This is a genomic window from Kribbella qitaiheensis, assembly GCF_042657745.1.
In the GTDB taxonomy this organism is placed as follows: domain Bacteria; phylum Actinomycetota; class Actinomycetes; order Propionibacteriales; family Kribbellaceae; genus Kribbella; species Kribbella qitaiheensis.
In genome coordinates this window covers 96,054-122,124 of the sequence record NZ_JBHSKE010000007.1, presented here as the reverse complement: position 1 = coordinate 122,124, position 26,071 = coordinate 96,054, and the positions used below count along the sequence as shown (strand labels likewise).

28 protein-coding genes are annotated in these 26,071 nt (G+C 67.8%); 15 read left to right on the top strand and 13 right to left on the bottom strand.

What is annotated here, in order from left to right:
- Positions 1-26: 26 nt before the first annotated feature.
- From ACFPJ1_RS08350 to ACFPJ1_RS08335, 4 genes are all read left to right on the top strand, one after another.
- Complete coding sequence (locus ACFPJ1_RS08350; protein ID WP_380102611.1) at positions 27-404, top strand: YciI family protein; 378 nt, start codon at positions 27-29, stop codon at positions 402-404.
- A 95-nt stretch (positions 405-499) separates the two neighbouring features.
- Positions 500-940: a MarR family winged helix-turn-helix transcriptional regulator gene (locus tag ACFPJ1_RS08345; protein ID WP_380102609.1), complete on the top strand. Its 441-nt coding sequence runs from the start codon at positions 500-502 to the stop codon at positions 938-940.
- A gap of 26 nt (positions 941-966) precedes the next feature.
- A complete protein-coding gene (locus ACFPJ1_RS08340; RefSeq protein ID WP_380102607.1) occupies positions 967-1,446 on the top strand; it encodes a universal stress protein in 480 nt (159 codons plus the stop codon).
- Positions 1,447-1,463: 17 nt separating this feature from the next.
- Positions 1,464-3,203 carry an MFS transporter gene (locus tag ACFPJ1_RS08335; RefSeq protein WP_380102605.1) on the top strand — a complete coding sequence of 580 codons (1,740 nt, stop codon included), beginning with the start codon at positions 1,464-1,466 and terminating at the stop codon, positions 3,201-3,203.
- A gap of 89 nt (positions 3,204-3,292) precedes the next feature.
- Here ACFPJ1_RS08335 and ACFPJ1_RS08330 read toward each other — a convergent pair whose 3' ends face one another.
- Genes ACFPJ1_RS08330 through ACFPJ1_RS08320 form a run of 3 tightly spaced genes read right to left on the bottom strand, consistent with a single transcriptional unit; the run spans position 3,293 to position 5,072 of the window.
- Entirely contained in the window at positions 3,293-4,165 is an 873-nt protein-coding gene (locus ACFPJ1_RS08330) for an enoyl-CoA hydratase/isomerase family protein (protein ID WP_380102603.1), read from the bottom strand.
- A gap of 38 nt (positions 4,166-4,203) precedes the next feature.
- Positions 4,204-4,854 (bottom strand): 3-hydroxyacyl-CoA dehydrogenase, encoded by a 651-nt coding sequence (locus tag ACFPJ1_RS08325; protein WP_380102928.1) that lies wholly within the window; start codon positions 4,852-4,854, stop codon positions 4,204-4,206.
- Positions 4,803-5,072, bottom strand: a complete 270-nt coding sequence (locus tag ACFPJ1_RS08320; protein WP_380102926.1) for a 3-hydroxyacyl-CoA dehydrogenase NAD-binding domain-containing protein — start codon at positions 5,070-5,072, stop codon at positions 4,803-4,805. The genes ACFPJ1_RS08325 and ACFPJ1_RS08320 overlap by 52 nt, the downstream gene beginning before the upstream one ends.
- A gap of 235 nt (positions 5,073-5,307) precedes the next feature.
- Here ACFPJ1_RS08320 and ACFPJ1_RS08315 point away from each other — a divergent pair, with 235 nt between their 5' ends.
- The 3 genes from ACFPJ1_RS08315 to ACFPJ1_RS08305 all read left to right on the top strand — a co-directional run bounded on the left by ACFPJ1_RS08315 (position 5,308) and on the right by ACFPJ1_RS08305 (position 7,371).
- Positions 5,308-5,916, top strand: a complete 609-nt coding sequence (locus ACFPJ1_RS08315) for a DJ-1/PfpI family protein (protein WP_380102601.1) — start codon at positions 5,308-5,310, stop codon at positions 5,914-5,916.
- A 178-nt stretch (positions 5,917-6,094) separates the two neighbouring features.
- Complete coding sequence (locus ACFPJ1_RS08310) at positions 6,095-6,568, top strand: hypothetical protein (protein WP_380102599.1); 474 nt, start codon at positions 6,095-6,097, stop codon at positions 6,566-6,568.
- Positions 6,569-6,573: 5 nt separating this feature from the next.
- The gene (locus ACFPJ1_RS08305; RefSeq protein ID WP_380102597.1) at positions 6,574-7,371 is read left to right on the top strand and encodes an alpha/beta fold hydrolase; all 798 of its coding nucleotides are present in this window, start codon (positions 6,574-6,576) and stop codon (positions 7,369-7,371) included.
- A gap of 54 nt (positions 7,372-7,425) precedes the next feature.
- Here ACFPJ1_RS08305 and ACFPJ1_RS08300 read toward each other — a convergent pair whose 3' ends face one another.
- The 4 genes from ACFPJ1_RS08300 to ACFPJ1_RS08285 all read right to left on the bottom strand — a co-directional run bounded on the left by ACFPJ1_RS08300 (position 7,426) and on the right by ACFPJ1_RS08285 (position 12,112).
- Positions 7,426-7,818, bottom strand: coding sequence for a VOC family protein (locus ACFPJ1_RS08300; protein WP_380102595.1), 393 nt, complete (start codon positions 7,816-7,818; stop codon positions 7,426-7,428).
- A gap of 34 nt (positions 7,819-7,852) precedes the next feature.
- Entirely contained in the window at positions 7,853-8,218 is a 366-nt protein-coding gene (locus tag ACFPJ1_RS08295; protein WP_380102593.1) for a VOC family protein, read from the bottom strand.
- Positions 8,219-8,301: 83 nt separating this feature from the next.
- Positions 8,302-11,028 carry an ATP-binding protein gene (locus tag ACFPJ1_RS08290; protein ID WP_380102591.1) on the bottom strand — a complete coding sequence of 909 codons (2,727 nt, stop codon included), beginning with the start codon at positions 11,026-11,028 and terminating at the stop codon, positions 8,302-8,304.
- A 163-nt stretch (positions 11,029-11,191) separates the two neighbouring features.
- Complete coding sequence (locus ACFPJ1_RS08285; protein ID WP_380102589.1) at positions 11,192-12,112, bottom strand: NADP-dependent oxidoreductase; 921 nt, start codon at positions 12,110-12,112, stop codon at positions 11,192-11,194.
- Between the two features lie 176 nt (positions 12,113-12,288).
- Here ACFPJ1_RS08285 and ACFPJ1_RS08280 point away from each other — a divergent pair, with 176 nt between their 5' ends.
- The gene (locus ACFPJ1_RS08280) at positions 12,289-12,915 is read left to right on the top strand and encodes an HD domain-containing protein (RefSeq protein ID WP_380102587.1); all 627 of its coding nucleotides are present in this window, start codon (positions 12,289-12,291) and stop codon (positions 12,913-12,915) included.
- A gap of 141 nt (positions 12,916-13,056) precedes the next feature.
- Positions 13,057-13,641 (top strand): dihydrofolate reductase family protein, encoded by a 585-nt coding sequence (locus tag ACFPJ1_RS08275; protein ID WP_380102585.1) that lies wholly within the window; start codon positions 13,057-13,059, stop codon positions 13,639-13,641.
- A gap of 15 nt (positions 13,642-13,656) precedes the next feature.
- Here the strand turns inward: ACFPJ1_RS08275 and ACFPJ1_RS08270 are convergent, their stop codons facing one another.
- The 3 genes from ACFPJ1_RS08270 to ACFPJ1_RS08260 all read right to left on the bottom strand — a co-directional run bounded on the left by ACFPJ1_RS08270 (position 13,657) and on the right by ACFPJ1_RS08260 (position 16,885).
- On the bottom strand, positions 13,657-14,907 hold the full coding sequence (locus tag ACFPJ1_RS08270; RefSeq protein WP_380102582.1) for an MFS transporter: 1,251 nt from the start codon (positions 14,905-14,907) through the stop codon (positions 13,657-13,659).
- A gap of 107 nt (positions 14,908-15,014) precedes the next feature.
- On the bottom strand, positions 15,015-15,734 hold the full coding sequence (locus ACFPJ1_RS08265) for a response regulator (RefSeq protein ID WP_380102580.1): 720 nt from the start codon (positions 15,732-15,734) through the stop codon (positions 15,015-15,017).
- A complete protein-coding gene (locus ACFPJ1_RS08260; protein ID WP_380102578.1) occupies positions 15,731-16,885 on the bottom strand; it encodes a sensor histidine kinase in 1,155 nt (384 codons plus the stop codon). The genes ACFPJ1_RS08265 and ACFPJ1_RS08260 overlap by 4 nt, the downstream gene beginning before the upstream one ends.
- A gap of 170 nt (positions 16,886-17,055) precedes the next feature.
- On the opposite strand from ACFPJ1_RS08260, the gene ACFPJ1_RS08255 reads away from it, so the two are divergent.
- Positions 17,056-17,739: a hypothetical protein gene (locus ACFPJ1_RS08255; protein ID WP_380102576.1), complete on the top strand. Its 684-nt coding sequence runs from the start codon at positions 17,056-17,058 to the stop codon at positions 17,737-17,739.
- Positions 17,740-18,012: 273 nt separating this feature from the next.
- Entirely contained in the window at positions 18,013-19,407 is a 1,395-nt protein-coding gene (locus tag ACFPJ1_RS08250; RefSeq protein WP_380102574.1) for a sensor histidine kinase, read from the top strand.
- On the opposite strand, the gene ACFPJ1_RS08245 is transcribed toward ACFPJ1_RS08250, so the two are convergent.
- The 3 genes from ACFPJ1_RS08245 to ACFPJ1_RS08235 all read right to left on the bottom strand — a co-directional run bounded on the left by ACFPJ1_RS08245 (position 19,370) and on the right by ACFPJ1_RS08235 (position 21,614).
- Complete coding sequence (locus tag ACFPJ1_RS08245; RefSeq protein WP_380102572.1) at positions 19,370-20,065, bottom strand: phosphatase PAP2 family protein; 696 nt, start codon at positions 20,063-20,065, stop codon at positions 19,370-19,372. The genes ACFPJ1_RS08250 and ACFPJ1_RS08245 overlap by 38 nt on opposite strands.
- Positions 20,066-20,743, bottom strand: a complete 678-nt coding sequence (locus ACFPJ1_RS08240) for a response regulator transcription factor (protein WP_380102570.1) — start codon at positions 20,741-20,743, stop codon at positions 20,066-20,068.
- Between the two features lie 61 nt (positions 20,744-20,804).
- Positions 20,805-21,614 carry a PIG-L deacetylase family protein gene (locus tag ACFPJ1_RS08235; protein ID WP_380102568.1) on the bottom strand — a complete coding sequence of 270 codons (810 nt, stop codon included), beginning with the start codon at positions 21,612-21,614 and terminating at the stop codon, positions 20,805-20,807.
- Between the two features lie 110 nt (positions 21,615-21,724).
- Here ACFPJ1_RS08235 and ACFPJ1_RS08230 point away from each other — a divergent pair, with 110 nt between their 5' ends.
- Genes ACFPJ1_RS08230 through ACFPJ1_RS08215 form a run of 4 tightly spaced genes read left to right on the top strand, consistent with a single transcriptional unit; the run spans position 21,725 to position 25,795 of the window.
- A complete protein-coding gene (locus tag ACFPJ1_RS08230) occupies positions 21,725-22,729 on the top strand; it encodes a lysylphosphatidylglycerol synthase domain-containing protein (protein ID WP_380102566.1) in 1,005 nt (334 codons plus the stop codon).
- Positions 22,726-23,829: a glycosyltransferase family 4 protein gene (locus tag ACFPJ1_RS08225; RefSeq protein ID WP_380102564.1), complete on the top strand. Its 1,104-nt coding sequence runs from the start codon at positions 22,726-22,728 to the stop codon at positions 23,827-23,829. The genes ACFPJ1_RS08230 and ACFPJ1_RS08225 overlap by 4 nt, the downstream gene beginning before the upstream one ends.
- Complete coding sequence (locus ACFPJ1_RS08220; RefSeq protein ID WP_380102562.1) at positions 23,826-24,425, top strand: DedA family protein; 600 nt, start codon at positions 23,826-23,828, stop codon at positions 24,423-24,425. Before ACFPJ1_RS08225 ends, ACFPJ1_RS08220 begins: the two co-directional genes overlap by 4 nt.
- The gene (locus tag ACFPJ1_RS08215; protein WP_380102560.1) at positions 24,422-25,795 is read left to right on the top strand and encodes an FAD-binding protein; all 1,374 of its coding nucleotides are present in this window, start codon (positions 24,422-24,424) and stop codon (positions 25,793-25,795) included. Before ACFPJ1_RS08220 ends, ACFPJ1_RS08215 begins: the two co-directional genes overlap by 4 nt.
- Positions 25,796-26,071 lie beyond the last annotated feature (276 nt).

The following is a 26,071-nucleotide window of genomic DNA, read 5'->3' as shown; positions in this document are numbered from 1 at the left end:
TCGTCCTGCCTGAGAAGGAGACGACAGTGGCGGAGTATCTGATCACTTTCAACGACGAGTGGGTGCCGGACTTCACGCTGGAGGAGGTGCGCGAGAAGGCCACCTCTGTCAGGCCCGTGATCGAGGAGATGAAGGCCGCGGGCGTCTTCGTCTTCAGCAACGGGGGTCTCGACGCCTCGACCACGGTGTGCAGCGTCACGGCGCAAGACGGAGAGCCGGTCTTCACTGACGGGCCGTACGTCGAGACCAAGGAGCACCTGGGCGGCTTCGCTGTGGTCGACGTCGCGGATGACGATGCCGCGCGGTACTGGGCCGGCCGGATCGCCGTCGCGCTTGATTGGCCGCAAGAGGTGCACCGGTTCCCCCGTTCCGTCGGGACCCTCGAAATCGACACCATCGCCTGAACGGGAGGGAGTGAGATGCGCGGACCTCTCTGCCAGAGCGGTCCGCACAGCGGTTTCCATTACCGCATCTATATAGGCCCGCCTATACTTGTGGCGTGGCCGAACACAGCGCCGTCATCGGCGAGACACTCTTCGCGCTGGCCGGCGTCGCGATCCGGCGCCGGGACCGCAGCCTTGGTCTGACCGCCGCCTCGACGCTGGTCACCCTCGAGCGCAGCGGCCCGCGGCGGTTGACGGATCTGGCCGCCTGCGAGGAAGTGACCCAGCCGTCGATGACGGCTCTGGTGACTCAACTGGAAGGGCTCGGCCTCGCCGAACGCCGCCGCGACCCCGCCGATGCCCGGGTTGTGCTGGTCGCCATCACGCGGGCCGGGCGGCAACACCTTCGCGCGATGCGCCGCGCCGGCGCGGCGGTGCTCACGGGGTTGATCGACAAGCTCGACGAACGGGAAGCCGAAGCTCTCGCTGCGGCGCTGCCGGCGTTGCTGCGCCTGACCGAGCTTGCCGCCGAAAGTCAGGACAGCCAGACAGGCTGACCATTCGTTGCCAATGAGGTGATCGCATGACCCAAGACACCGCCGCAGAGCGGACACCGAATCCCGCGGGCCCGGCCGACCCTGCACCCGTCATCGTCGCCGGAGTGGACGGTTCGCGGACCAGTTGGGACGCGTTCTCCTGGGCAGCGGGGGCAACCATCCGCTCCCAGGGCAAACTCATCGTGGTCTATGTGATGCCCTTCACCGACCCGGCGGCCGTTTACGGCGCGCCCTACGACTACGTCGGCGCCGAGGACCTCCGAGAAGAGCTCGCCAGCGAGCTCAGGGACGAGGCGGAGCGCCGCGCCCGCGACCTCGGCATCTCGATCAGCTTCATCAGCAACTACGGCGACGCCACCCAGACGCTGACTGACATCGCGCGCACCCTCCACGCCACTGTCCTCGTGGTCGGCAGGTCCGCGAAGATGTGGCACCATCTCGCCGGCTCCCTCAGCCACCGGATCACCTGCCGCAAGGACGCACCCGTCGTCGTGGTCGTGCCTTGATCGTGGCGAAGAGTCAAGTGAGTTCCCGCGCCAAGTCGAAGTCCCGCTTCGCGGTCGAGGGTGATGACCGGCGGTACAAGTGGGTGGCTTTGTCCAACACGACGCTCGGCACGTTGATGGCGACCATCAACTCGTCGATCGTGATCATCTCGCTGCCGGACATCTTCCGCGGCATCCGGCTCGACCCGCTGCGCCCGGGCAACGTCAGCTACCTGTTGTGGGTGCTGATGAGCTATCTGGTGGTGACCGCTGTTCTGGTCGTGACGCTGGGCAGGCTCGGCGACCTCTATGGCCGGGTGAAGATCTACAACCTGGGCTTCGCAGTGTTCACCCTCGGGTCGGTGGCGCTGGTGTTCGATCCGCTGACGCAAGGCGGCGGAGCATTGTGGCTGATCATCTGGCGGGTCGTGCAAGGCGTCGGCGCGGCGATGCTGTTCGCCAACTCGACGGCGATTCTGACCGACGCGTTTCCCGTGGAGCGCCGGGGCTTTGCCCTGGGGATCAACCAGGTTGCCGCCATCGGCGGCTCGTTCATCGGGCTGATTGTCGGCGGCCTGTTGGCTCCCGTCGACTGGCGCCTGGTGTTCTTCGTGTCCGTCCCGTTCGGCCTGCTCGGCACGGTGTGGTCCTACCGCAGCTTGCGGGAGACCAGCGCCCGTTCGGCGGTGACGCGGATCGACTGGTGGGGCAACGGGTTGTTCGCGGTCGGCCTGACCGCGCTTCTGGTCGCGATCACCTATGGAATCCAGCCCTATGGCGGGCACGACATGGGTTGGACCAATCCGTGGGTGCTGACCGGGCTGGTCGGCGGCGTCGCCCTGCTGGTCGTGTTCTGCCTGGTCGAGGCGTCCGTGGACGATCCGATGTTCGACATGTCGCTGTTCCGGATCAGGGCGTTCTCCGCGGGCAACCTTGCCGGCCTGCTGGCCTCGGTCAGCCGCGGCGGACTGCAGTTCATGCTGATCATCTGGTTGCAGGGCATCTGGCTGCCCCTGCACGGATTCAGCTTCTCGAGCACCCCACTGTGGGCGGGTATCTATCTGCTGCCGCTGACCGTGGCGTTCCTTTTCGCGGGGCCGCTGTCGGGCTACTACTCCGACCGGTTCGGCGCGCGAACCTTCGCGACCGGCGGACTGGTGCTGGTCGCGGTGAGCCTCCTCGGTCTGATGCTGCTGCCGACCGACTTCAACGACTGGGCATTCGCTGGTCTGCTGGTGCTCAACGGCATCGGCTCGGGACTGTTCTCGGCGCCGAACACCAGCGCGATCATGAGCAGCGTCCCGGCCAACCGGCGCGGCGCCGCATCAGGAATGCGCGGCACCTTCTTCAACTCGGGTACGTCGCTGTCGATCGGGGTCTTCTTCACCCTGATGATCGTCGGGCTGGCGCAGACCTTGCCCGGCGCGCTTACGAACGGCCTGCAGGCTCACGGTGTGTCGCCGGCTGTCGCGGCCGGCATCGCGAACCAACCGCCGGTCGGCAGCCTGTTCGCCGCATTCCTCGGCTACAACCCACTCGGGACGACGCTAGGCGCGCTGCCCGCCTCAGCCACCAGAGGCGCCGATCTGGGCACGTTGACCAGCAAGGAGTTCTTCCCACAGCTCATCTCGGGTCCCTTCCACCATGGCTTGGTCATCGTACTCATGCTCGCGATACTGATGTCGCTGATCGGTGCCGCCGCATCGCTCTTCCGTGGCCCCCGCTACATCCACGCGGAATCGGTTGCCAGCGTCGATGTACCCCGACCGCGGTCCTGATGCATGCTATAGGCAACATCCTCGAGCGTATGGAGGCAACCACATCCGCGAAGCCTTCGAAGCAGCAAACCAACCTCCGCCCGCGCCCATCAGTTGTCGGGTAGATCGCCGAGCATCCGGGCGAGGTCCATTTCCGCGTCTCGGGTCTGGAGACCACGCTCAAAGGCACTTCGGATGCGCGCCTGCGCCTCTGGGTCGCGCACGCCAGCTGCGAAAGTGTCGGAGTCGCGACGGAAGTCCTCGGCCGGGGCGAGCGCTATCGCATTGACACGGTCCTTGACCGCGACGTGACCCGGGCTGGGAAAGCCGGCGATCCGATGAGCGAGCGCGCGGACGAAGTTGTCGATCTCGCCGGCAGGCAGGGCCCGGTTGATCCAGCCGTACTGTTGGGCAAGCTCCGCGTCGTAGTCGTCCGCGCTCAACATGACCTCGAGCGCTCGGGCGCGGCCCATGAGGCGAACGAGGTGTTGAGTGGCTCCTCCGCCGGGGAGTAGGCCGAACGCCGGCTCGAACTGACCGAAGATCGCCGACTCGCGCGCGGCGAACCGCATGTCACAGGCCAGCACGAATTCGCTACCGGCACCGCGTACTCGTCCCTCTATTTGCGCAATGGTCACCACGCGGCTGGCGCTCAGGTAGTGGAACAGGAGTGCGATGGACGGCTCCCCGACCAGCTTCGCCGCTTCCGCTCGGTACTCCGCGATCCGGGTGAGGTCCACATGAGAGATGAAATAGTCGGGGTCCCTGCTCTTGAACACGAGTACCTGGATGGTGTCGTCGGCCTCGGCTCGTTGGATGAGGGAGACCAGATCACGGACCAGCTCAGGGTCCAGGAGATTCATGGGAGGGTTCCAGATTTCCGCGAACAGGACCGCCCCTCCTTCACGTACGGTGAGCGTTTCGTAGGGTCCGGGGTCATTTTCGGCAGGCATTCGCCTTCGCTCCTTGGGTTCGGACTCCATGGGTTCGGACTCCTCGTGTTCGGGCGCGGATCTCTCGATCACGCGGCCCCGGTGTCGTATTTGTAGAAGCCTTCGCCGGTGGCTCGGCCCAGCTTGCCCTGGTCGATGTAGTGCTCCTTGAGGTAGAGGGCGTTCGCCCGGGATTCCTCGTCGCCGGCCGCGTCGATGTTGTAGGCGGTGATGAGCCCGATGACGTCGAGGGCCTGGAACGGGCCGTGCGGCGCTCCCGTCGCGGTGCGCCAGGCCCGGTCCACCGTCTCGGGGTCCGCGACGCCCTTGACGACGAGGGCCTGGGCGGCCTGGAGGAACGGGACCTGGAGCGAGTTCACGACATAGCCGGGCTGCTCCTTGCGGAGCTCGATGGGCACCATGCCGATCCGGCGCGCGAAGTCGACCACGGCATCGTAGACGTCCGGATCCGTGTCGGCGTGGCCCATGATCTCAGCGGTGTTGTGGACCCAGATCACGTTGGCGAAGTGGAGCGCGAGGAAGCGGTCGGGCCGGCCCGTCGCGTCTGCCAGCGCGCTGGGCAGCAGGGTCGAGCTGTTGGTGACGAAGATGGCCTTCTCCGGCGCGAGCGGCCCCAACTTCGTGTAGAGCTCGCGCTTGATGTCTAGGCGCTCGGGCGCCGATTCGATTACGAGGTCCGCGTCGCGGACCGCGTCATCGAGCCTCGACGAATACGTGATCCTCGCAGGGCCGCTTGGGCAGGGCCGTCGGACGCCCCGTCGACCTCCTTCTCGTAGCGGGCCGCGAGGTCGGCGAACCCGTGCCTGGCCTTCTCGACGATCTCGTCGCTGATGTCGTATGCCGTGACGTCGAAGCCGGAGTACGCGGTCTGGTACGCGATCTGCGAACCGAGTACGCCGGTTCCGAGCACCGTGACCTTGTCGATGCGCTTCGTCATGTGGGTTGTCCTCCCTCTCAGATGGGATGCACTCCCATCGGTTGTGGTTGATAGAACGACCATCGCTCCGACGGCGACACTTCGCGCCCGTGGTAGTCCCCAGTCCAGCCCCTGGGACCGCCAGGGTCGCGATCATGACTATCCTTTCCGACGAGCTTGGCCCGGTGTCCCCGAGAGGTCAGCGGGCGGGCGGGCCGGCGAGTGCGGTCCTCAGGTCGGAACTTAGGGAGTTGTGATGCAGGTCGCGGTGGTCACCTTCGACGGGTTCAACGAACTCGACAGCTTCATCGCCTCCGCGCTGATCAACCGGTGCCGGAAGGACGGTCTGGAGGCCTTCATCACGACGCCGACCCCGGTGGTCGCCTCCATGAACGGCGTCGAGGTGACCGGGCAGCGCCCGATGGAGTTCGTGACCGAAGCCGACGTCGTGCTGATCGGTAGCGGGGTGAAGGCGCGAGAGGTGGTCGCCGACGACCGGATGATCTCCAGGTTGCCGCTCGACCCGTCGCGACAGTTGATCGGTGCGCAGTGCTCCGGCGCGCTGGTGCTGGCGCGGCTCGGTCTGCTGGATGGCATGCCAGCCTGCACCGACCTGAAGAGCCGACCCTTTGTCGAAGCCTGCGACGTCACCGTGCTGGACGCGCCCTTCCACGCCGAGGGAAACATCGCGACGGCGGGCGGTTGCCTGGCATCACAGTATCTCGCCACCTGGGTGATCACTCGAATGCTCGGGGAGGATGCCGCGCGCGACGTCATCGGCTACGTCGCCCCGGTCGGCGAACAGCAGGAGACTGTTGAGCGCGCCCTGCGTGCGGTTCACGCAGGCGACGCCGTACTGCGCTGACGCCCTCGTTGTCCCGCCCGAGAGTGCTACCGGGCGCCCAGGGCGTGACGACCCTGGTGTGAAGGCCGGGGTCGAGAGCCCGCGCTAGGAGATAGACCAGTGTCTTCCACTGGGGTGACGCGTCAACCACTGACTAACAGTGGTAGCAGCGGAACCCCTTCAAGGATTGGAAGACGCCATGACCACGATTCACCTCACCGAGGTGACCACCTCGACGCCCGAGCAGTTCGTTGCCGGGCTCACGGACTTCGGGCCCGGCCGCTCGAAGCTCTTCGCCAACAGCCACGACGATGACCTGAAGGTGCACGACCAGGGACCTGGGTACGCCGACGTCACCGAGGGCTCGGGCGGTGTCTGGGAACGCCTGCGCTACGACTGGTCCGACCCGAACCACATCGTCCTCACGACTACCGACTCCAGTGTCTGGGGCGGCGATTCCGGTTACACCTACACCCTCAAGCGGCGGTCCGACGGTGCGACCGAGATCGATGTCGTCATCGTGCGCGACGGCAAGAACGTCAAGGGCCACCTGCTCGCGTTCGTCTTCGCCTTCTTCGGCAAGCGCGTCCTGGGCACGGCCTTCGACAACTCCGTCCGGGCGATCGAAGCCCGCAACATTCCAGCCGTCGCGACGAACCAGGTAGAGGTGTGAGAACCATGACAAAGCTGATGCTGAAGAGTAGAAACCTTCTCCTCGCGGTGCTGGGTGCCAGCCTGCTGCTGGCCGGCGCGACCACTGCGCAGGCCGCCACGTCCGGACAAGCCACGGAGAAGCCGACGATCGTCCTGCTGCACGGGGCGTACGCCGATGGCTCCAGTTGGTCCGGCGTGACCAGCCGGCTCCAGAGTGACGGCTACAACGTCGTGGCTCCCGCCGTGCCACTGCGGGGGATCGCGTCCGACACGTCGTACCTCAGCGGCGTACTCGCGAACATCTCCGGACCGAAGGTGCTGGTCGGTCACTCGTACGGCGGCGCCCTGGTCAGCGAGTTGGCCGGCACGGCCGGGGTGAAGTCGCTGGTCTACGTGGCCGCGTTCATCCCTCAGGCGGGTGAGACGCTGGGCGCGCTGAACTCGCAGTTCCCTGGCAGTGAGCTCGGCGACATCACCACCGTGATCAGCTACCCAGGCGGGGTGGACCTCGCGCTGAATCCGGCGACAGCCGGCCCGGTCCTCGGCGCGGACATCCCGGCCCGTCAGGGGGCAGTCTTCCTCGCCGCCCAGCGGCCGGTGGCGGCGTCGGCCTTCTCCGAGCCGGTCGAGAAGAGTGCTCCTGCGGCACTCCCGAAGTACGCCGTCATCCCCACCGGGGACAAGGCGATCGCCCCCGCCGCCGAGCGGTTCATGGCCACCCGGGCGGGCGCGACGAAGGTGGAGATCGAAGGCGCTTCCCACCTGGTCGCAGTGTCGCAGCCCGCGGCCGTGACCAAGGTGATCGAGCGAGCCGCCCGCTGAACATCTCGGAGAACGAGCCGGCCGGAGCATCATGCTCCGGCCGGCTGCTGTGTGTCAGGCCGGCTCGGAGACGAAGAGCTCGATCGCGATGTTGTCCGGATCCTTGAGGTTGAGGTGCAGTCCGAACGGACTCACCTCGATCTCCGAGCAGGTCACGCCGTCGGCGACAAGGCCGACGTGCCAGGCCTCCAGCTCCGATCGCGACGGGACCTGGAAGGCGAAGTGGTCCAGCCCGATCCGGACGGGGTCGAAGCTCTGGTCCGTCGTACCGGGATGGCCGCACAGCGCGATCATCACGCCTGGGCGGGCGACGATGATCAACCTTTCGGTGTCACCCGTGGACGAGAACATCGTCTCGGTGCCGAGCACCCGGTTGTAGAAAACGGCACTACGCTCCGGATCGGTGACCGTGAGCGAGACATGTGAGAAGGCGTCGAGCGCTGGCATCCCCACCCCCTTCAAGGTGATGCCACAGTAATCCTCAGCGCACAGGTACGTCGTCGACGAGCAGCCAGGTGTTGCCGTCAGGATCGGTGAAGGTCAGGCAAGCGAATCCGGCTGGGCAGTGGGAGACGGGGCTCGGTGCCACGCCACGTGCGCGCAGGTCAGCGACGGCCGCCCCGAGATCGTTCACCCTCAGCACGCATACGGCCGAGCCGGGCTCGGCCGAGCTGATGCCGGTGCCGATGATGATCGAGCACTGGGAGCCCGGCGGGGTCAGTTGGACGACCCGGACGTCGCCTTCGGCCTGGTCGAGATCCAGGCGAAAACCCAGAGCACGGTAGAAGTGCCTGGCTCGGTCGACGTCGGACACGGGTACGGCGACGGCCTTGAGCTTGATGTCCACGGGTCTACTCCTCTGACGCTTCCTCCTTCGATCGTCGTCGTCGGCCGACGTCGTCGCGTCCGTGGAATACCCCAGTGTGTGACTCAGGCGGAGCGGGCAAGCGCGCCGCGAAGCTGCCGGCGTGAGGTGATGCCGAGTTTGGAGAACGTCTTGTGCAGGTGCCACTCCACGGTGCGTGGGCTGACGTACAGCTGTGCCGCGATCTCGGCGTTCGTCAGCCCGTCGCGGGCCAGCCCGGCGATCTGCGCCTCCTGCGCGGTGAGATCGTTGAGCGTCTCGGGCGAACGTTTGCGGACCGTCTCGCCAGTGGCCAGTAGTTCGTGGCGGGCACGCTCGGCAAAGGCCCCGAGTCCCATCTCGCCGAGCTGTTCGTGGGCTGTCCGCAACTCCTCGCGGGCATCCACGCGTCGTCCCTCGCGCCGCAGCCACTCGCCGTACAGGAGATGGGTGCGGGCCGCCTCGACGCGGAGCCCGGTCCGGCTGAGGTGCTCGATCGACCGGCGGTACGCGTCCTCGTCCGCGCCGAGCAGGGCCCGGACCCGCGCTTCGATGCCGTGGCCCCACTCGGTCGGCGTGGCCGCGGTGCGTTCGGTCAGCCAGCCGAGTGCGGTCTCGACGAGCTTGGTGTCGCCGGTCCGGGACGCCGCCTCGGCCAGCTCGCCGACGACCAGGACGCCGTACCCGACGATGTCCTGGTCGAACACCTGCCGCGCAGCGTCCCGTGCGACGTCGTAGCGGCCGAGACCGTTGTGCAGAACGGATTTCGCGTACGTCGCGAAGGCCGCCATCCGGCCCTGGTTGTGTTCGGCTGCCTCGCTGGTGGTGACGTCGATCAGCTCGTTCGCCACCACCTCGTTGCCCCGCAAGGCCTCGAGGAGCAGCCCGCCGTACCTGACCCGGGGGTTGCCGGTCGCGGCCGCGATCTGGCGCTCCTCCTCGACGAGGCCCGCCACCGCGGTCAGGTCGCCGGTGAGGCACTCGAGGTTGGCGCGGAAGTTGAGCGCGAACTGCAGTTGAACGAGCGCACCGGTCTGTCGAGCCATCCGATCCTGCTGGCGGGCGAGTTCGAAAGCGGTGTCGAAGTCCCACAGTTCGATCGCGACGATGCCGCTGGCCCGGTTGCCGGCGAGCCAGAGCCAACTGCCGACGTCGTCGGCGCTGATGTCCGTCTCCCGGGCCTGGGCGAGTGCCTTGGTCAGGTGCGGTGCCGCGGCTGAGTACCCGCGGGTGAAGCGCAGTGCGAGCGCCTGAAGCAGGAGGTCAGCCGGTGGGTCTGAGTCGGCTGGGGGCGGGGTCGCAGCTGCGGCCGCGGCCAAGATCCCTGGCGCCCCGGGTCCGCTGGCCCACATCGCGGCTGACATCGCCTCCAGATAGGTCACCCGGGCCCGAGCCGGGTCGTGCGGATCGAGCTGCCTGGCAGCACTGAGCAGCAAGCGAGCAGCGTCGCGTGCGCGGCCTTGGTCGAAGGCGATCTGTCCACGCAGCCGCTCGACCTCGGCGCGCCGGAGCGCGTCCGGTGGGCCGGCCGCCACCCCGCTGAGCAGGTCCAGGGCCGTGTCCAACGCGCCGGATCCACGCCTGGCCGTCGCCGCGGCCAGCGCTCGCGCGGCCCGGCGGTCCGGCTCGGGCGTCAGCTCAGCAGAGCGTTCGAGGAAGTCGGAGGCCGCGCTGAGGCCGCCGCAGCCCAGCGCTCTTCGCGCCGATCTCTCGAGTTCTGCGGCGATGTCTTCGTCCGGCAGGGCCGTCGCCTGGGCGCGGTGCCACGCACGCCGGTCCGGAGAGGTGTCCGGATCTGTCACGTCCGCCAGTGCCTGGTGCACGGCTTGCCGGTCCTGGAGGGAGGCCATCCGGTACGCCCCTGACCGCACCAGTGGATGCCGAAACCGGACGTGCTGACCGAAGGTGATCAGTCCCGACTCGATCGCGCCCGCGGCCGGGTCGGCGCCGAGCCCCAAGCGCTCGGCCGCTCGCCAGAGCAGAGTGGGGTCACCCAGCGGCTCCGCTGCCGCCGTGAGCAGGAGCAGCCGGGTGTCGGTTGGCAACGCTTCGAGACGTCGCACGAAGCCCTCTTCGATCCGGCTGGACAGCGTCCCCGCGGTATCGGCGTCCGCGAGCTCCGTCACGCTCCATGCCCGCGGCAGCTCGACCAGGGCCAGCGGATTGCCGCGTGTCTCGGCGACGATGCGGTCCCGGACGCGCGGATCGACGGGACCCGGGAGCACCGAGTCCAGCAGCGCCCGGGCATCGGCGTCGTCCAAGCCACGGATCTCCAGTTCGGGCAGCCCGGCCAGCTCTTCTGCCTCGCCATGCCGCACGGCGAAGATCATCACCACCGACTCGGCCGCGAGGCGCCGGGCGACGAACGCGAGGACCTGAGCGGACACCTGGTCAAGCCACTGGGCGTCGTCGACGATGCACAGTACCGGGTCGTGACCGGCCGCCTCTGACAGCAGATTCAGGACCGCCAGCCCGACCAGAAAGCGGTCCGGGACCGGTCCGCTCTGGAGTCCGAACGCAGTACCCAGCGCCTCGTGCTGCGGACGCGGAAGACGGTCGAGCCGGTCCAGGAACGGTTGGCACAGCTGATGTAGTCCGGAGAAGGCGAGCGCCATTTCGGACTCGATCCCGACAGCCCGAGCGACCTGGAACGACTGGCTGCGCCCCACCAGCGAGTCCAGCAGCGCCGACTTGCCGACTCCGGCCTCACCACAGAGCACCAGTACCTCGCTCTGGCCCGTCCGTGCGGCGTTGAGCAACCCGTTCAGCACGGCGGTTTCCCGTCGCCGACCGCGCAGTTCACGATCTGCCATGCCCACCCCGCCGTCGCCCGGGATACCCGACTGCCCACCAGCCCGGACCTGATCGGTAGACGCCGCAACGAGGTCAGATTTGCATCAGCCACCGCCCCGGCGCAATGCCGACGCTCAGGTCAGCGGGTGGCGGCGCGGCAGGCGTACTGGCTGTGGTCGGCCGTCAGTCCGCGGTGACCTTGATGATCGTTCTGCCGCGGGTGGACCCGTCGGGGGTGAAGGCGGCGGGGGCGTCGGCCAGGGGACGGACGGTGTTGACGAGCGGTGTGAGCCGGCCGGCGTGGAGGCGGGTGACCAGCTGGGTCAGTTGTTCGCGGTTGGGCTCGACGACGAAGAAGATGGCTTGGCCGGCGCGTGGGTGGATGGTGGGTGGACCGGCGATGGTGACGAGGGTGCCGCCGGGGCGTACCAGCGCGGTGGAGCGGTCGCGGATCTCGCCGCCGATCACATCGAGTACTACGTCGACCTCGCCGGCGTCCTCCAGGTGTTCGCCGTCCAGGTTGAGGAACCTGTGGACGCCTAGATCGCCGGCCAGGTCCTGGTCAGAAGCTCGGCCGGTGCCGATGATGTGGGCTCCCGCCTCTTGGGCCAGTTGTGCGGCGACGGAGCCTACGGCACCGCCGATTCCGTGGATGAGGAGGGTTTGGCCTGTTTTCAGGTGGGCGTGGTCGAACAGGGCCTGCCAAGCCGTCAGGCCGGAGATCGGTAGAGCGGCCGCCGCGACGTGGTCGACGTCGGCGGGGAGCGGGGCCAGGTTGCGGGCCTCCACGGCCGCGTACTCCGCGAGCGAACCGTTGCGGGTCCAGTCAGCCAGTCCGAAGACTCGCTGACCGACCGTGAGACCAGTCGTGCCGTAGCCGAGCTCGACGACTACACCCGATAGTTCGTGGCCAGGGACACTGGGGGTACGGTCGCGGCCGGCGCGGTCGGTCCACGTCCCTGGCCAGTCCAGCTCGCCGCGGGTGAAGCCGGCGGCGTGGACTTGCACGATGACGTCGTTCTCGGCGGCGTGGGGATAGGGCAGCTCGGTCAGGGTCAGTCCGCCGGCGCCGGCCTCGCGGTCCCGGACAGTGATGGCACGCATGAGGGTCCTTGCGGTAGTCGTTGTACTGGTTCGACTTCGACAGTACGCACTCGCCCTCCGCCGTCGATGGGCCACTTGGAGGCGTAGGTGATGGGCCGCTTCTGCCGTGAGTGGCCCATGATCGTGCCATCGGAATGGACCAGCAGCGGGGGCCTTCCGCGCCGTACCGTCGAAGCATGATCACTCTGGACGACCTCGCGATTCCTGACACGGCCGCCTCATCGGCGGCCTTGGACGTGGCCTCCGCCTACCAGTCCTCCGCCTTGCTGAACCACTCGCGCCGCGTCTACGTGTGGGCGGCCGGCTACGGCAGGCAGCAGGGCATCCGGTACGACGCCGAGCTGCTGTTCGTGGCTGCGATGTTCCACGACATCAGCCTGGTACCGGAGTTCGACAGTCACACCGTCTCCTTCGAGGAGGCCAGCGGCCATGTCGCCCGGGTGTTCGCCGCAGGTGCAGGCTGGCCGAGCGAGCGCCGCGAACGCCTCGGCGAAGTCATCGTCAGGCACATGTGGCCCGACGTGGACATCGCCGACGATCCCGAAGGCCACCTGCTGTCGCGGGCAGCGGCGGTGGACATCGTGGGGAAGAACCTCGACGACTTCAGCCCAATATTCCGGGCCGAAGTACTCCAGCAGTACCCGCGGCTCGGGCTCGCTGACGAGTTCCTCGCCTGCTTCCAGACGCAGGCTGAGCGGAAGACCGGCAGTTCCGCCGCACGCGCAGTACAGTCCGGCCTAGGCTCCAGGATGGCCGCCAACCCTCTCGACGCCGCCTCCGAGCACACGCCGTACGGAAAATAGGGGCAGCGCTCAACGGCGGTCCGGCGTACCGGAAAGTCCTCGAACGAAGTCCGGGGGGCTGTGTCGGATCGGGGTCGATGTGTTCGTAGCAGGAGTGAGCGGCGGCCCACGAGGGCGGCCCACGTACTCGAGGAGAGCATCATGACCGCTACCTACACCTTCGACATCTTTTCCAGCCTCGACGGCTTCGGCTCCTACAACAGCAGCGGCGACTGGGGCGGCTACTGGGGCAAGCAAGGCCCCGAGCTGCTCGACCGCCGCCTCGCCTTGTACGGCGAGGAGCAGCGGATGGTCTTCGGGGCCAACACGTACCGGGCATTCGTGCAGTTGCTGGCCTCGAGCACAGAGGGGTCCGAGGTGCGTGACCCGTGGGTTACCCGGATGAGAGACCTGCCGGCAACGGTGGTGTCGACCACACTCGAAGGACCCCTCGACTGGCCGGACGCGACCCTCGTGAGCGGCGACGCCGTCGACCTTGTCGCCCGTCTCAAGGAGGAGTCTGAGGTGCCGTTGCGCTCGCACGGCAGCCTGTCGCTGAACCGGGCGCTGATGGCCGCCGGACTGGTCGACCGCGTCCAGGTGACGATCTTCCCTGTGATCACCGGTCAGACCGGAGTGGAGCCGATCTTCCAGGGTGTGGCCGACTTCGACCTCGAGTTGATCGAGAGCCGGACGCTCGACGGCCACACCCAAGAGCTGATCTACCGGCCAACCCTGCATGTCTGAGTCCCCGCAATCCCTTCAATTCTTTGTGGAGAGGCGTAGCAGCAGTGGCGAGGCGAGGAGGACGCCGGCGGCTACTACGATGGCGAAGGTGAGGAGGATGACCTTGAAGGTCACGTACTGCAGCGCGATCCCAGCGCCGACGACGGGGACCGAGAGGCCGAGATAGCCCACGACGAAGAAGAGGGCCAAGGCAGCGGCGCGGTCGTTGGGCGGTGCGGTCGAGATGACCACCGACAGGGCGCTTCGGAAGATGCTGCCGGTCCCGACGCCCGCCAGGGCCGCGCCGGTCAGGAAGAACGCCAAGCTCGGCGGGTGCACCCACGCCGCGGTCACGATCACGGCCAGCCCGACAATCAGTACGGGAATGCCGAGGGCGAGCAGGCGGCGCAGTGGCCAGGTCGCGGTCGAGACCTGGGTGAGGGCTCCGACGCCGAAGGCGATGAAGACGGTCAGGCCGGCCAGTGCGGGCGACGAGCGGTGTAGCGGCCCGGACAGGAACGCGGAGGCCAATCCAGCGAAGACGCCGTAGACGGTGAACACCAGGAAGTCGCCGGTGAGCGCCGCATTGAACTGGGCCGGCGCTGCTGCAGGAATGGCCAGCCGTTGCGGGCGGTAGCGGGGCCAGGGTGTGGGCAGTGGCCTGACCTCAGGAGACAGCCAGGTGGCGACTAGTGCGAGCACCAAGAGCGCCGCGAAGATGAGGTAGATCAGCCGCGGGAGGTTGGGAACGTACGTCGCGAGCAGACCGGCTGCCAGGGGTCCGACTGCTAGGCCACCAACGTTCGCGACCGTGGAAACTATCTGCGCTCGCCGCGTCGCAACACCGTCCGGGCCTGAGTCCAGGTCGGTCAGGTAGGCGCCGGCGGTAGCGGTGGCCGCCCCCAGGGCCAGACCGGTGAGCACTCGTCCGACGAACAGGGCGGGAAGCGAGGTGGACGTGGCGAAGATCAGTGCAGCCACCAGACCCGTCAGCAGAGCGGGGATGAGCACGGTCCGTCGCCCGTACCAGTCCGACACATGGCCCACGAGGAGCAGGCTTGCCACGATCCCGGCGGCGAACACGGCGTAAACGACGGTGATCGTGATCGACGACAGATGGTCCTGTCGCCTGTAGAGGCCGTACAGAGGGCTCGGTGCGGTTGAGAACGCGGTCAGGATCGCCATGCTCACAGCGATCGCCCAGAACCCGGTCGCCCGACTCAGTCGTCCGCGCCTCGCCTCCCCGGTCACAGGCGCGCGCTCGATGTAGACAGTTGAATTGGTCATGCAACCGATGCTCGCCGCCGAGGACCTCGGTCGCGCCCGTACCCACCACCTGCCGAACCACTAGTAGCGCAGTCGGCGCTCGAGACTGAGCGGCAGCCGATCGTCTTTCATCGGGTGGGGCGGCTGGTGCGGCTGATGAGTCCTGTCTCGTAGGCGTAGATGACGGCTTGCACTCGGTCGCGTAGGCCGAGCTTCATCAACACGCGCCCGACGTGTGTCTTGACCGTCGTCTCCGAGACGTAGAGCTTGGTCGCGATCTCGGAGTTCGTCAGCCCGCGCGCTAGAAGTCGCAGCGTCTCGTGCTCACGTGCGGTGAGCGCGTCGAGCCGAGCGCGGGCCGCCGTGTCAACCGATCTCGGTGTCTGGAGGAATGACTCGATCAGCCTGCGGGTCACGGACGGTGCGAGCAGGGATTCGCCCGAGTGCACGGCGCGTATTCCCGTGACCAGCAGTTCGGGCTGCACGTCTTTCAGCAGGAATCCGCTCGCACCGGCCTGCAGGGCCTCGAAGACGTATTCGTCCATGTCGAACGTGGTCAGCATGACGACCCGCGCGTGGGCGGCGCGGTCGGCCCGTAGCCGGCGCGTGGCCTCGATTCCGCCCATGCCGGGCATTCGTACGTCCATCAGCACTACGTCGGGCCGCACCCGCGCGGCCAGTTCCAGCGCCTGAACGCCATTCGCGGCCTCGCCTGCAACGGTGATGTCCGGCTCGATCTCGAGGATCATTCGGAATCCGGCCCGCACCAGCGCCTGATCGTCGACGATGAGTACGCCGATGGGGCTGGCGGGCTTGGATCCTGCTGCGGGAGACGTGGGCTGGCTCATGTCGGCTCCAACGGCAACGAGGCGACGAGCTCGAAGCCACCCTCCGGCCGCGTCCGCGTCGCGAGTGAGCCGCCGTAGACCGCGACCCGCTCGCGCATGCCGAGGAGGCCGTTGCTGGGCTTGATCAGCTGGGCCTGACCTGGCTTTGGTGTCTGGCCGTCGTCCCGAACGGCCAGCTGGAGCCGGTCCGGGCCGTAGTCGATCACCACCTCCGCCCGGCGCGGGCTCCGGGCATGGCGGAACGTGTTGGTGAGGCCCTCCTGAACGAGCCGGTACGCCGTGAGGTCCAGGCCCTGTGCGAGGCTGCGAGCCGTCCCAGTCACCGTGAGCTCGACCGGCAGACCGGCGGCGCGGAACTTCCCGACCAGCTGGTCGAGCTGGTCCAGTCCGGGTGGCGGCTCGCGCTCCTCGGCTGCCGAGGCGTCGCCCTCCTGACGTAGCACACCCACCATCCGTCGCATCTCCGCGAGTGCTTCCCGTCCGACGGCCTCAACGGTTTCCAGCGCCTCGCGCTCGGCCACCTGCTGGTCGGTCAGCCGGCGCCGCACCGCCGAGGCCTGAACGGTCATGACGGTGACGCTGTGGCCGATGACATCGTGCAGTTCGCGCGCGATCCGGTTGCGTTCCTCGACCACGGCCCGGTACGTGAAGTGCTCGCGAGTCACCCGCCGCTGCTCGCGGTAGAGCATTGTCGTCCGCACCAGCGCCCCGACCAGCCAGCCGATGACCCACGGCGCGAGCCAGACGATTGCGTCGAGGCGGTCGGAGAGGTCGTGGTTCATGGGGTCGAAGGCTGCCCAGCCGGCCCACAGGACAACGCCCAGCCCGAGCCCGAGCGCGGCCCGTGCCGGCTCGACGTATCGCCCGACACTGTAGATCGCGATCAGCGGGGCGAGCGCAACGCCGTATCCCTCGGGCGAGCCGTACACGGCGAACTCCGCGATGTACACCGCCACTATTGCCACGAGGACGGCAAGAGGGTGCACCCGACGACCTACCAGAAGGAGCGCCGTCACTGCATACAGGAGTGACTGCGCCCAGAGCGGCCCCTGCCGGTGGGTGGCCCCGATGCCCCACCACGCCTCAAGCTGCCCGAGCAGGCAGACCACCGTCGCCACAGCGATGTCGAAGGCCCAATTTCGGCGGCTCACGATTGAGACGGTACGCCCGAGGCGGTGCCTTTGCGTCCTACCTGCGGAGGACTCGAGGATCCTGCTCCGGTCCACCGGGAGTCCTGCGCACGCACGACGACTGCGAGCGTCCCTGGTCCGTACGTTCGCCAGTGAGGTCGGGCGAACCGGCCAACAGAGGGAGGACGAACATGCACCACACAGCAACCAACATCACTCCGACCCTGGCGCGCCGGATCAGCCTCTCCGCCTGGACGATGGCGGCCTTCGGCACGGTCGCCGGTGAGTTGCACGCGCTGGCCCGGATCAACAGCCACCCCGACGACCTCGCGTATCCGCTCACCCGTGCCTGGGCCGTGCCCGCGATGGACGCGGTGCGGCCACTGCTCGATTGGTCAGACCCGTACTTCGTCTACTGGACCTACGGCAAGATCTGGCTGCCGGTCTGCCTCGCGTTCGCCGCCGCGGCGTACCTGGTCTACCGGCACCGCCAGCCAAAGGGCGCCGAGAAGTGGGCCTGGCGGGTCCAACTCGCGGCCTACGCGATCCTGACGCTTTCAGTGGCCGGCGACTACTACACGCCGTGGACCGACCAGTTCTTCGGAGCCGGACTGGTGGCCTTCGCGCTCATCGCGCTTGGCGGCGCCGTGCTGGGAATCATGCTGGTCCGCAGCGGCTTTCGGCCGCGAACGACGGCCTGGCTGCTGATCGTGTTCCTGCCGTTCTTCTTCGCGATCACGGAGGTGACGTCAATGGGCAACGCGCTGCTGCCGCTCATGTGGGGCTGGGCGCTGGCCGCCCACCAGGTCGTCGGTGTCGAGGAGCGCCAACCGCATCCGGTGTCCGCGTCAACGAGGATGCCGCCGCACGGCTGATGCGGTTCCGGCCATGTTGGTCACGCTCGTCGCGTACCTTCCGATCAGGATCGCAGTCCAGGCCCTGCGCGCCCATTACTTGGCACCCCAGGACGTGACCTATGCGTTCGGCACCAGCCTGACCACTCCCTTGGCCTCAACCTGGAGGCGAGTCTGCGGCAACTGAGCTGAGTGCGGCCAAGGGCGGATCGTGTGGTTCCACTGGTTGCCGGTGGCACTATGACGGGAGGGCGCTTCACGTGGCTCGGTAGCGGCAGAAGGAAGGTGTGTCCGATGAGAATGCCGGCGTTCATTCGCAGGTCCGGGGTGAGGGCACGCTCGACCGCAGCCGCGTTGCTGGTGGTCGCCGCAGCACTGGCGGTCGGTGCGGCGATCCTGTTGCTGCTGTTGCAGCGAACCCTGATCACGAGCGTCGCCGACCAGGCTGAGTCGCGTGCCTTCGACGTGGCGAACCAGGTGCAGGAGGAGGGCGAGAGCGGGCTGGATCGGGAGCTGGTCGAGAACACGCGCGTGTCGCAGCTGATCCAGGTGGTGAACGCGCAGAACCAGGTGGTGGCGAGCTCGTCACCCCGCGGCGCCGGTGCGCCACTGACCGATGCCAGACCGGACTCCGGGCAGACCGTGCGCGACGAGGTCGGCGAGATGCCGTTGCTCGACGACGACAACCCCTACCTGATCGTTGCTCGTGGCACCGAGTTCCAGGGTGCGCGGTACACGGTCGTCGTGGCGTCGTCGGTGGAGACCCAGCGGGACACCGTGACCACAGTGACGACGTACCTGCTGGTCGGCTTCCCGGTGTTGCTCGCGCTCGTGGGCGTCGCGACCTGGATGCTCGTCGGCAGGGCACTACGACCAGTCGAACGGATCAGGTCGAGGGTGCATGGGATCGGCGTCGAGCAACTCGCGGACCGGGTGCCGGTGCCGGCCAGCGACGACGAGATCGCCAAGCTGGCGGTGACCATGAACGAGATGCTCGACCGGTTGCAGGCTGGGCAGGAGACGCAGCGACGCTTCGTCGCGGATGCGAGCCACGAGCTCCGATCGCCGATCGCCAGCCTGATGGCGGCCCTGGACGTGATCGTCGCGGACGAATCCGGCCAGGCCGCGCCCGAGCTGCACCAGGTGATGCAGGCGGAGACCGAGCGGATGCGGCGGCTCGTCGAGGATCTCCTCCTGCTCGCCAAGGCAGACGACACCGGACTGCAGATCCAGCGAACCGACGTCGATCTCGATGATCTGGTCGACGTCGAACTCCGCCGCCTGCGTACTGCGGGTGGGCCGTCCGTGGAGGGCGTCGTACCGGCCGTCCGGGTCACGGGCGACGCGGCCAAGCTCAGTCAGGTGATCCGCAACCTCGCCGACAACGCCGTACTGGCGGCTCACGGAAAAGTGCGGTTCACGCTGGCCCAAGAGGGCGGAACCGCGACTGTGACGGTGGAAGACGATGGGGACGGCATCCCGGAGCAGGAGCGTTCCCGCGTTTTCGAGCGGTTCGTCCGGTTGGACGCGAGCCGCGACCGTGGCAGCGGTGGCTCTGGACTCGGCTTGGCGATCGTCGACGAGGTTGTCCGAGGTCACGGCGGCACCGTCGAGATCAGTGAGTCGGCGCTGGGCGGCGCGCGCTTCGTGGTCAAGCTTCCTGTTGCTGCTCCGGCTGGTGTCGGCTGAAGTAGGCCACCAGCGAGACCAGCGCCAGCCAGGTGACGGCCACCGTCCATCCGGCAAGCACATCGGTCGCCCAGTGATAGCCGAGGTAGACGCGGCTCAGGCCGATGCCCAGGCTCATGAGGACGGCAGCGACAGCCAGTGCGGCTCTCGCACCAGAGGAGCGCACTCCTACCCACAACAGTCCTGCCAACGTGACGAAGAAGACCGTCGAGTTCAACGTATGGCCGGAGGGAAAGGCGAAGCTGTTGTCGACCGGACCGAGCACGAAGGTGATGCCCGGCCGCTTTCGTTCGACGAGAGCCTTCACGCCATAGGTGAGTCCCGCCGAGCCGGCCATGGCGAACAGCAGCAACGCAGGCGCTCGCAGGCCGCGCGTCCAGCGCCACAGGAGCAGGGCTGCCATGAGCATGAGAGCCACCAGCACGGGTACGTCGCCGATAAAGGTGAATGCTCGAGCCAGAGCCGTCAGCACAGGAGTCCGGCTGGCTACCGCATCCGCGGTGAACTCGGGGTCGAAAGCGGCGAGGCCGTCTGATTCGGTCGCTGCGTCGGCCAGACCGATCACCCCGATGGTCCCGGCCACCGCGACCGCTGCGCTCACCACCGGTACGGCGTACCGGCGGATGCTCAGCTTCGTTTCTTCTTGCGTCGTGGTCATTCAGCCGCCATCGCTGTCGAGCCGGTACCCCATGCCGCGAACCGTTTCGATCGCGTGCCGGCCGAAGGGGGCGTCGAGTTTCAGCCGGAGGTAGCGGATGTAGACCTCGACCACGTTCGGGTCGCCGTCGAAGGCCGGGTCCCAGACGTTTTCCAGGATCTCCATCTTGTTGACCGTGTCGCCGCGATGCCGCATCAGGAACTCCAGCAGGCCGTACTCCCGTGGAGTCAGTGCCACCTCCTGTCCGGCGCGCTCGACCCGGCGCCGGGCCGGGTCGAGCGTCAGGTCGCCGGCCACGAGCACGACCGGACGCTCGGGTCCACCGCGGCGGATCAAGGCCCTGAGCCGGGCGACCAGGACGAGGAAACTGAACGGCTTGGTCAAGTAGTCGTCGGCGCCCAGGTCGAACGCGTCGGTCTGGTCGTATTCGCCGTCCTTCGCGGTGAGCATCAGTACCGGTGTCCAGACTCCACGCTCGCGGAGCTGTTCGAGCACCTTGTAGCCGTTCAGCTTGGGCAGCATGATGTCGAGCACGATCACGTCGTAGCTGTTCTCGGTCGCCGCCCAGACGGCGTCCTCGCCGTTGTCGACGAGCTCGACCACGAATCCGGCATCGGTGAGCCCTCGCCGCACCGTCTCGGCCAGCCGCACCTCGTCCTCCACCATCAGCACCCGCATGTAGCCAGTCTGTCCCCCGTTCGCTGAGAATCCGCTGAGTGACCCCGGAGGGCGGACGGAGTCAGCGTTGTCTGAGCGACGCGAAGAGGTCGTCGTCGAGTCTGTGGGGGGAGCGGCCGCGCTCGACGAACCACTCGTGGCCGAGGAATCGGCGGAAGAGCCAGGGTGGGAGTTTGAGGAGCAGGGCAAGGGTTCTGGCGCTGTCGGACTCGGAGCTTGCCTGACTGGCGTGGGCTTCGAGTGCGCGGCGCTTGGCGTCGGCGTACGCGCGGACGTCGACGCGGTGGGTGAGGTGCTCGCGAGCCGTGTAGGCGTCGGCGAAGTCGGCGGCGTGGATGGCGGGCAGGACGCCGGGCAGGGCTTCGACCAGCCGGATCAGACGGCGGATCATGGTGCGGTCGATCGTTGCCTCCAGCACCAAGGGAGTGGCGGCCAGGCGGGCGGCATAGATGCCGACCGTGTGGACCTGCTTGTGATCGGGGTGACCGTAACCGCCCGCTGGATCGTAGATGGTGAGAGCGTCGGCCTTCTCCTCGACGAGCAGCTCGGCCAGTGGCGCCGCCGCCTCCATCACGGGTAGGGCACTGAAGGCACCGGGTGCCGGGGCGGATGTCCGGGACCAGCCGGAGTCCCGGAAACCGAAGCGCACAACGCGTGCGCACCCGAGAGCATCGGCGGATCGGTCGAGCTCGTCACGCCGATGGGCCGCGAGGTTCGACCGGTACTGCGTTGACGCTGCGCCCGCTTCACCGTCCGTCGCCACGGCGAGAACAACGCGGTGCCCCTCGGCGGCGGCGCGGGCGAGAGTGCCGCCCGTCAGCAATGCCTCATCGTCCGGATGCGCGTGGAAAGACACCAAGGTGTAGGGCATCCAACCACGATGGCACGTCGATTCCACCGGGCCGAACTGCTCTCAGGGCCCTCTCAGCGGCCTCCTTCCACGATGAGCCGGTACAGGCCGAACGCGGAACAGGATCTCGGATGAGGACAGCTGGCAGAACCCGGCGCACGATCACCTCGGTGCTGACCAGCGCCTTCACCGTGGCTCTGGTCGCATTGCTACCACGAGCCGTCGGTACCAGTTGGGTGACAGTCGGCGCACTCCTCGGTCGCCTCTCGCCGCCCGCCATCGTCGGACTGGCGGTGGTCTGGATCGCCGGCCTGTGGGCACATTCGTTCGTGCTGGCCGCCTCGCTGCCTGGACTGACCAAACGCCGCGGTCTGACCCTCAGCCTCACCGGTAGCGCGGTCGCGAACGTCTTGCCCTTGGGTGGAGCCGCAGGTACCGGCCTCAACTTCGCGATGACCCGCCGCTGGGGCTTCAGCTCGGCCGCGTTCGGTGGCTTCCTGGCGGTCACCACTCTCGTCAATGTCGTAGCAAAACTTGGCGTTGTCGCTGTGGCCCTGGCCCTCGCCCCCATCGCCCACACGGCCACGGCACTGCCCGTAGGTCGCACCGGCATGCTGCTGGCTCCGGTCGTGGTCGCCCTGGTCGCTGTCGTCTGGTTCCTGGCCAGCGCGAATTCCGCGACCGCGGCAGGTCGCGGCCTTGACCGTGTCGTCGGTGTGATCAGGAAACAACCGGGGTTGGAACGATCCCTGCCCGTGTTGCGGCAGTCGGTCCTGCGGGTGTTCCGGGGCGGGTGGTTGCCGATGACCGGGGGAATGGTCGCCTACCTGGTGCTGCAGCTTGCCCTTCTCTGGTTGTGCTTTCAGTTGCTCGGGACCTCGCTCAGCCCACCCGTGCTGATCACCGGGCTGGCCGTCGAGCGGTTGCTGACGCTCATCCCGATCACGCCGGGCGGCGCGGGTGTCGTCGAGGTCGGAACCACCGCGGCGCTGGTGGCCCTGGGGGGTCAGCCGGCCGCCGTGACCGCGGGGATGGTGTTGTTCCGCGGTTTCACCTATCTGCTGGAGATCCCGGTCGGGGGAGTAACTCTCGGGCTCTGGCTGCTGGCGAATCGCAAGCGGGCAGTCGCGGCGTGAGGATCGCGCTCGTCAGCGACGTCTATCTGCCGCGGTTTGGCGGGATCGAGCTGCACGTGCACGATCTCGCGGTCCAACTCCGCCGGGCGGGTCACGCCGTCACCGTCTTCACCGCCACCTCCTCGCCGTCCCAGGTCAACGATGTCCCTGTACTGCGCCTGCCGTCCATCGCGGGCATCCCTACCTCCAGCGAGGCGCTCCGCAGCGAACTCCGGTCCGGCGAGTACGACGTAGTCCACGCGCACATATCGTTCGTCTCCCCGCTCGCCTGGCGCGCGTCCCGGATCGCAGCCGGTCTCGATCTCCCCGCGATCGTGACGCTCCACTCCCTGCCGGCATCCGACGATGTGCTCCTCCCGTGGCTACTCGCCCGAGTCGACCGCGACTTCGGACCTCGGGTGCGGTGGACCGCCGTCAGCGAGGTGGTGGCGCGAAGCCTGCGCAAGGCCTTGCCGCACCGGGCGGTCGCAGTACTGCACAACGGCATCGATCCCGCGCCCTGGCAGCAACCTCCGCGGCTCGACCATCCATTGACCATCGTGAGCACGATGCGCCTGACACAGCGGAAGCGTCCCGGCGCCCTCCTCGAGACTCTGCAGGACATTCGCCGGAGACTGCCGGGCGACCTCCCACTGCGGGGTGTGGTGGTCGGCAGCGGTCCCCAGGCATCCGCGATGGTCAGAGCGACCAGGCGTCTTGGCCTCGACTGGGTCGAGCTGCCCGGTCGCCTGACTCGCTTCGAGATACAGCAGCTCTACGCCTCCGCAGACATCTACCTGGCTCCGGCTGAACTCGAGTCCTTCGGCGTGGCAGCGCTTGAAGCCCGTTGCGCCGGGTTGGCCGTCGTCGCGATGGCGTCAGGCGGCGTCGGCGAGTTCGTCCGTGACGGAGTCGAGGGCTTCCTGGTGGACAACCACCAGGAGATGGCCCGGGTCGCCTCCGAGCTGCTGACCGACCGTCCGCTGCTCCGGAAACTGCAGTCCCACAACAGATTCACCGACCCCGCCATGATCTGGCCGACCGTGATCAACCAGCACGTGGACCTCTACAACGCCTCTCAGCCTGCTCTCAGCACCGACTACCTACCGTCGGGGACATGATGAATCTGCTCGACCCGCAGAGCCTGCTGTCCCAGCTGGGCCCGTGGGCGGTACTGCTGGTGATGTTCGCCGAGACCGGTCTGCTGATCGGGTTCTTCCTGCCCGGTGACTCGCTGCTGTTCACCGCCGGTCTGTTGACCACCACCGGCATTCATCTGTCCTTGCCGCTCACTCTGGTTTTCGCGCCCTTGGGAGCGGTGATGGGGGCCCAGGTCGGCTACCTGATCGGCCGCAAGCTCGGTCCGTCCATCGTGGAACGACCGCGGCTGAAGCGCGCGGCGGAACGGGCCAGGGAGCACCTGGAGTCCTACGGCGTGGGCAGGGCCGTGGTGCTCGCCCGCTTCATCCCCGGCGTCCGCACGGTGATGAACCCGGTGGCCGGGGCCCTGCGGATCGATGCCACGGTCTTCACCCGCTGGCAGGTCGCCGGTGGCGTCGTCTGGACGATCGGACTCGTGCTCGCCGGACACCTGCTCGGCTCGCAGATCCCCGGTGTCGACAAGTATCTGCTGCCGATCATCGCCGTGATCATCGTGGTCTCGCTCGTGCCAGTGGGACTGGAGTTCCTCCGGCAACGCTCCCGGCCCGTCGCATGACCCCCGACGATCCAACCGTCGCACTGTCTGGCTGGGGCCGATCGTCTCGCCGCCGGAGTATCGTCCGCCGGCCCGCCAGCGATGAGGAGCTGATCGAGGTAGTCAGATCCGGCGGCCAGCTGACTGTTCGCGGCGCCGGGCGCAGTTGCGGTGACGCAGCGCTGCCCGAGCAGGGGATCGCGCTGGACCTGACCCCTCGCAATCGGGTGCTGTCGTTCGACCAGCGCAACGGCGTGATCGTGGTCGAGGCCGGAGCCGTACTCGCTGACCTGATGGACCAGGTGCTCCCGCTGGGCTGGTCGCTCCCCGTCCTGCCGGGCACCGCACGCATCACGGTGGGCGGCGCCCTCGCCAGCGACGTACACGGGAAGAACCACCCAGGCGCCGGCTCATTCGGGCAGCACGTGCTCTGGCTGGCCCTGCTGGATGCGGACGGCAAGACCACCGAACTGTCGGCCGGCCACGACCCTGATGGCTTCTGGGCCACCCTCGGCGGCATGGGACTCACCGGCGTGATCCTGCGAGCAGGAATCCAGCTCCAGCCCGTCGAGACAGGCTGGGCGGTGCAGCGCCGCCGAAGGACCCGCTCGCTCGACGAAACGATAGACGTACTGCGTGAGCTGGCCACGCAGCAGGAGGGTGATCCCAACCTGCATGTGGTCGCCTGGCTCGATACCCACACGCCCGGGCCGAGGCTCGGCCGGGGAGTAGTGGACGAGGCGCACCCGGCCCGGGTCGCCGATCTGCCACCAGCAGTCCAACTACAGCCCGATCGGCGGCGATTCGTCACAGGCCGAGCCATCCGGTCACTACCCGGACCCGGAGTGGTCTTCCGGCCCACGATCGCAGCGGCCTCGGCCGCGAGGTGGCATTTCGCCGGCGCGCGCAACCAACGCCTGCTTCCTCTGATGTCCGCGCTGTGCCCGCTGGATCGCCTTGACGCCTGGCCCGCCGCCTTCGGACGCCGCGGCCTGATCCAGTACCAATTCGCCATCCCCAGTGAGGCGACTGCCGTACTGCGACGCGTGCTCGCCTTCCTGGTCGGTAGCCGGCTGTCACCGGCTCTCACCACGCTGAAGAACCTCGGATTCGGCACACCCGGTCCGCTGTCCTTCCCCATCCACGGCTGGACCCTGGCGGCCGACCTGCCTGCACGCTGGGTGCAGAACGACAGCAAATTGCACTCGATCGACGCGATGGTCGCCGACGCCGGCGGTCGCGTCTACCTCGCCAAGGACTCGACATTGGACCCCGCTCTCCTCCCGGATATGTATCCGCGGCTCAAGACCTGGCAGCGGACGCGGGACCGCCTCGACCCGGACCGGCGTTTCACCTCCGCCCTCGCCGAGCGACTGAACCTCCTGCCATGACCAGTACCGCTCTGCTGGTCAGTACCTCGGCGACGACGTGTTCCGCCAGCTACTCACCGTGTCCTTCGAGCCTTTCCTGACCGGTCTGTTCCGCTACGGCTTCCTCGTCTCCAGCGGCCGCGGCGAACTCTCCCGGGCGGCGCTGGTCGGGGCCGGGCTGTACCTGGCCTAGCCGGTGTGGGCCAGTACCTTCGGTTCGGAAGCCTGCGTGGCGGTTCAGGTGCCTGCTAGGACAGCTGAGAGGCCCGTCTGGTTTCGCTTCTGCATGGTGCTGCC